The sequence below is a fragment of the Clostridium sp. genome (assembly GCF_051656525.1).
In the GTDB taxonomy this organism is placed as follows: Bacteria; Bacillota; Clostridia; order Clostridiales; family Clostridiaceae; genus Clostridium.
This window is the reverse complement of the sequence record NZ_JBOGCC010000256.1, coordinates 1-2,618: the sequence shown is the minus strand read 5'-3', so window position 1 is coordinate 2,618 and position 2,618 is coordinate 1. Positions and strand designations below refer to the sequence as shown.

Annotated in this window: 2 protein-coding genes and 2 pseudogenes; 3 read left to right on the top strand and 1 reads right to left on the bottom strand. The window is 25.0% G+C overall.

Features of this window, described 5'->3' with window-relative positions; all coding sequences use genetic code 11:
• Positions 1 to 135: pseudogene (locus ACRDDY_RS12865) on the top strand (tRNA pseudouridine(38-40) synthase TruA); the annotation flags it as partial.
• A 180-nt stretch (positions 136 to 315) separates the two neighbouring features.
• Here ACRDDY_RS12865 and ACRDDY_RS12860 read toward each other — a convergent pair.
• Positions 316 to 1,506, bottom strand: coding sequence for a macrolide family glycosyltransferase (locus ACRDDY_RS12860; protein WP_438565344.1), 1,191 nt, complete (start codon positions 1,504 to 1,506; stop codon positions 316 to 318).
• Positions 1,507 to 1,682: 176 nt separating this feature from the next.
• On the opposite strand from ACRDDY_RS12860, the gene ACRDDY_RS12855 reads away from it, so the two are divergent.
• Positions 1,683 to 2,228: a TetR/AcrR family transcriptional regulator gene (locus ACRDDY_RS12855; RefSeq protein ID WP_438565343.1), complete on the top strand. Its 546-nt coding sequence runs from the start codon at positions 1,683 to 1,685 to the stop codon at positions 2,226 to 2,228.
• A gap of 203 nt (positions 2,229 to 2,431) precedes the next feature.
• Positions 2,432 to 2,618, top strand: a pseudogene (locus ACRDDY_RS12850) (hypothetical protein); the annotation flags it as partial.

Genomic DNA, 2,618 nt, shown 5'->3' with positions numbered 1-2,618 from the left:
GGAACTTTATTAGAAGTAGCTTTAGGTGAAAGAAGAGTGGAAGAGATTCCTGAAATTCTTGCAGCAAAAGAAAGAGCTAAAGCAGGAGCAACAGCTTTTGCACATGGATTAACAATGAAGGATGTTCAATACTAATATTGAATATTAAAAGTTCTATAACTTTTTTAATAATTAATTAAACAAAAAGATAGCCCCTTATTTAATATATTTCTTTAATAGATTTATTAAATAAGGGGCTATTTTAAGTTGTTTTATTATTTCTAAATTCAATAATAAAGAATAGTTTTATTATAAAAATCTATAAAGAAATTATTTTTATATAATATTATCTATAAGTGAAGCAGCCTCCATATGACCACTATGAGCTCTTAGAGATTCTCCTATTTTAATTGCATTTTCTTTATAAGAATTATCCATTAATATTGTATTTACTGCCTTTTGGATAGAATTTGAATCTGTTTTATTAATTAAAGCTATTCCAGTGCCTAAATTTTCAACTCTTTTTGCCACTAAAGCTTGGTCTGATGCCTGTGGAATAACAATTAAAGGAACATTATTATATAAAGCTTCACTGGTACTATTCATGCCACCATGAGTTATAAATAAATCAACTTTTTTTAGGACTTCAAGCTGTGGTACATAATTATATATTTCAAAGTTTGAAGGAATATCTCCTAATTCTTCAACGGTAAGTTTATTTCCAATTGATATTATTACATTTAAATCTTTTTTTTCTTTTAATGCTTTAAAACAATTTTGATAAAATTCTTTATTTTCATTTGAAATTGTTCCTAAAGAAATATAAAGAAGTTTTTTATTTCCTTTGTTTTTTAGTTCAAATTTTTCAAAGTCAGCTCTATTAAAAATTGATGGTCCAACAAATTGATAACTTTCATCAAAGTTATTTGAATAAGGTTGGAAAAGTTTTGAGGTAAATACTATTTTTAAATCGCTATTAAAGCTAACTAAATTAGCCACAGGATTTGTTGAAAAATTAATTCCAAATTTTTCTCCAACTTCATCATATTTTGTTCTAACATTTTCTAAGTTTGCTTGCATTTTTTCTATAGCATTAGTAACTCTTTCAAAACTTTTTTCCATATCGTAAATTATATCTGAATTTAAAGCAAAGGTTGTAATTGAAGTAATTGTTTTTTTGATATTAAATTTTTCTATTAATTTTGTTCCAGGATTAATAAATTGATCTACTACAACATAATCAAAATTTCCTTCCTCTTTCATTGCAAGTTCTAATTCAATTTCATTTATTTCTAAATTTTTTCCTAATCTATCTAAAGTTGTTCCTTCAATACCTTTAACAGTGGTTTTATTTAAAATATTGGTGAAGCCTATGAATTTTACATTTGTATCTTTAAATTTATCTCTAAATTCTTCTCCACAGATATAAGTTATTTCATGTCCTTTTTTTAAAAGTTCATTTACAACTCCTATAGTTGGATTTACATGTCCATGTGCTGGTCTCATTAAAAATAATCCTTTTTTCATAATTTTTTTCTCCTTTGTTAAAAGATTTATCTATATTTATATTTACATTTGTTAATTTTAAATGAAAATTTTTGAGATTAACTTTACAGATGTAAAGAATATAGATTAATAATATCAAATAATATTGACATATGTCAATATTATTTGATAATCTATACAAAAAGGGAGTGTTGTCAATGTATAAAGGAACCAATAAGAAGGCATTAACATCTCAAAAGATGATATGCCATAGTATTTTAGATTTATTAAAGGAAAAATCCTATGAATCTATTACTATAAGTGAAATTTGTAAAGCAAGTGGAATATCTCGTCAAACATTTTATGCCTTATTTAAAACAAAGGAGAATATAATTTTACATATGTTAAGAAACTCATATCCATTTATTTTAAACATTACAGAGAAAAATAGTACAGCTTTTCTATTAAAAGATATTTGTATGAATTTTAGTTTATATATAAATGATAATTATAGTTTTTTAAAATTACTTATAGATAATGGGCTTAGAGAGGTTTTATTTAAATATTTTTATGAGGTTTTCTTTGAGAATAAAAAGATGTTTACAGAAAAGAATTATTCAGAAAGAGATTATTTAGCTTCTTTTATAGGAATTGGCTTATGCTGTATTGCTTATAAATATATAAATAGAAATGAAACTGTAAATATTATTGAATTAGAAGAATTAACTTATTCATTATTAAGTGGATCAATGATTAATGATTAAAAGTAAGTGAATAGCATACTATGACCTAATGTATTGGTTCTTACTCAATTATGGTGAAAAGTAAAAAAATAGTCTACCAGTACCAAATATATTTGCCACAGAAATAGAAGAATTCATAAAAGGCTAGAAACCATGTATTTAGTAATGCTAATTCAAATAATAGTTCAAATAACAATAATATAGGTGGATTTGGTTGTAATGATATGCCTGGAGGGTTTCAAGATCTAGATCCTAATTTTTTTGCAATGATTGGATCTTTAATTGGAGATATGATGGCTCAAAACTTACCTTTTAATGTACAAAATGCAGTGGGGAACTGGTTACAATTAGTTGGTCAAGCTATTGAAACCTATAATGCACAACAACAGTATTTTCAAAATGGTCCAGGTA